Genomic DNA, 2,269 nt, shown 5'->3' with positions numbered 1-2,269 from the left:
GAATTCTTTCACTTGCGCATGAAAGTCAAGCGTGTTCTCCGTGATGATCAACAAATTGAACAGATCAATCAAGCTGTCCAAGCCTTTTTAGCAGAGATAGAACGAGAGATAAAACAACTCTCTACAAAAGCTGCTTAACCTTATGGGGGTGTTTTGTTCCCCGCACATCTACAATCACCCCCGCCCTTTTACATAAGGAAATTAAACGTGTGTAACATCAAACATATTATCATACAGCCTGCTAAAGATGAGGAATTTTGTTTTTTTACCATTGGCTATGAAGGTAGGTCCCTTGAGAATTATCTTAGTTGTCTCATAGAAAACAATATCAAAACTTTATGTGATGTTCGTAAAAATCCAGTAAGTAGAAAACACGGATTTTCAAAAAGACAATTAGAAAAAGCTGTAAGCAATATTGATATTGAATATATGCATATGCCTGAACTTGGAATTGCTTCTGAAAAACGAAGAAATTTGAAAACACAAAAAGATTATGACCGCCTTTTTAAAAATTATCAAAATACAACTCTCAAGAATAATTTTTGTGCAATAAACAAATTATATCAAATTTTTTTAAACAAAAAGCGCGTTGCAATCACCTGTTTTGAAGCCAATGTATGCATGTGTCATAGAGGACAACTCGCATTAGCTCTTACTCAATTGCCTGATTGGAAATATGAAATTAAACACATCTAAAAAATAAACTTACAGATTTTTTACATATGGAGGTGCTTCTCTTCACAAATGCCTCCTAGCACCACCACCCTTCTTAACACTTTTAAGTCATGCGTGATTCACGAAATGGGTGAATTGCGTCTCAATGTAGGAGAAAAGATATGGCACCTCGTAAAGCTATCATAACGCAAGCAGACATTGCACGAGCTTTAAGAGAAGCAAAAAAACAAAAATGCGAACTCATAGAAATCAAACCTACCGGTGAACTGCTTATCTATCTTAAAGCAGATATCCCATTACCAAACTCAACAGCACATCCAGACACACTTTTAGATTTGTCAAAGAATGAATATTACGAAATCGCACTCTCTAAGATGTAAAATTGCTTATGCCTAAACCACGCCCCCCCTATCTTCTAAAAGAAGTCACACGCCATAACAAAATCATATGGTATGTACGTATTGGTCATGGAAAACGTATTAGAATACGCGGAACCTATGGAACGCAAGAGTTTGTTGACAACTACAAAAGCGCACTTGCCGAATTACAAGGCATAATCCCTCCAAAACCTAAAACCGGAAAACTGATTGAAGGGTCATTTGCATGGCTGCTTAAACAATATTTTAATAGCGTCAATTGGCATAGCCTTGCTAAAGCTACTAAAAGACAAAGAGAACTCCTCCTTATGAAGGTATGTGATAGCATAGGAAATATTCCATACAAAGCAATTGAAAAAAAACATATTATAGCCGGTGTTGAACGGCGTAAAGAAACACCATCAGCTGCTCAAAATTTTTTGAAAGCTCTTAATGGGCTTTTTAATTGGGCAATTGACCAAGGACTTTTGGAAAATAATCCAACAATAGGAGTAAAAAGACCAGCTCTTAGCAATAAAGACGGATTCGCTGTTTGGACAGAAGATGATGTTGAGAAATATTACCAACGCTGGTCACATGGTACCCATGAACGCGTATGGGTTGATGTGCTTCTTTATACGGGCTTACGCCGTGGTGATGCCGTCCGCATTGGTTGGAAAGATGTTAATGATAATATCATTCATCTGAAAACAGAAAAGAGCCAATTTAAAACAGATGTTTTTCTACCCATTTTGCCTGAATTAGCAGAAACCCTTAAAATTGGTCCTATTGGAAATGAAACATTCATTTGCGGGAAAAATGGAAATAAGCTCGTAAAAGAAAGTTTTGGCAACCTGTTTCGTGAAGCATGTAATACAGCAGGTATTAAAAAATCAGCCCATGGATTGAGAAAATTAGCAGCAACACGCGCAGCTAACTCTGGTGCAACAGTTTCACAATTGAAAGCAATTTTTGGCTGGACAGAAGATAAAATGGCATCTCTTTATACAAAGAGCGCAGATCGTAAAAGATTAGCTCTTGAAGCTATAAAAAAGCTCCAAAAAAGTTAGGGATAGAAGCAAAAAAAACTTAAAAAAAACAATACCTACAATATTCCCTTATATTTTATTAATATGTTGATTTTATTAAAATCAATTAGAACGGCCCGGGGAGCCACTTTTCTTTTATTCCACGTAGTTTATTGTTTTTTCTCAAGCTTTTAGACATGAGGGATTCGT

3 protein-coding genes and 1 pseudogene are annotated in these 2,269 nt (G+C 36.3%); all 4 read left to right on the top strand.

Annotated features, from left to right (window positions below; genetic code table 11):
* A pseudogene (locus ACFIO3_RS11875) lies at window positions 1-138 on the top strand (exonuclease); the annotation flags it as partial.
* 69 nt (window positions 139-207) lie between these two features.
* Complete coding sequence (locus tag ACFIO3_RS11870) at window positions 208-696, top strand: DUF488 family protein (protein ID WP_375704514.1); 489 nt, start codon at window positions 208-210, stop codon at window positions 694-696.
* A 140-nt stretch (window positions 697-836) separates the two neighbouring features.
* The gene (locus ACFIO3_RS11865) at window positions 837-1,055 is read left to right on the top strand and encodes a hypothetical protein (protein ID WP_375680073.1); all 219 of its coding nucleotides are present in this window, start codon (window positions 837-839) and stop codon (window positions 1,053-1,055) included.
* Between the two features lie 8 nt (window positions 1,056-1,063).
* A complete protein-coding gene (locus ACFIO3_RS11860; protein ID WP_375607455.1) occupies window positions 1,064-2,101 on the top strand; it encodes a tyrosine-type recombinase/integrase in 1,038 nt (345 codons plus the stop codon).
* The last annotated feature ends 168 nt before the right edge of the window (window positions 2,102-2,269 follow it).

The organism is Bartonella sp. AD328YNZD (genome assembly GCF_042196425.1).
The sequence above is the reverse complement of the archived record's forward strand: the minus strand, read 5'-3'. Positions and strand labels throughout refer to the sequence as shown.

Excerpts from the sequence above, each read along its gene's own strand:
- ACFIO3_RS11865 (WP_375680073.1), top strand. The coding sequence starts at position 837 with ATGGCACCTCGTAAAGCTATCATAACGCAAGCAGACATTGCACGAGCT.
- ACFIO3_RS11860 (WP_375607455.1), top strand. The coding sequence starts at position 1,064 with ATGCCTAAACCACGCCCCCCCTATCTTCTAAAAGAAGTCACACGCCAT.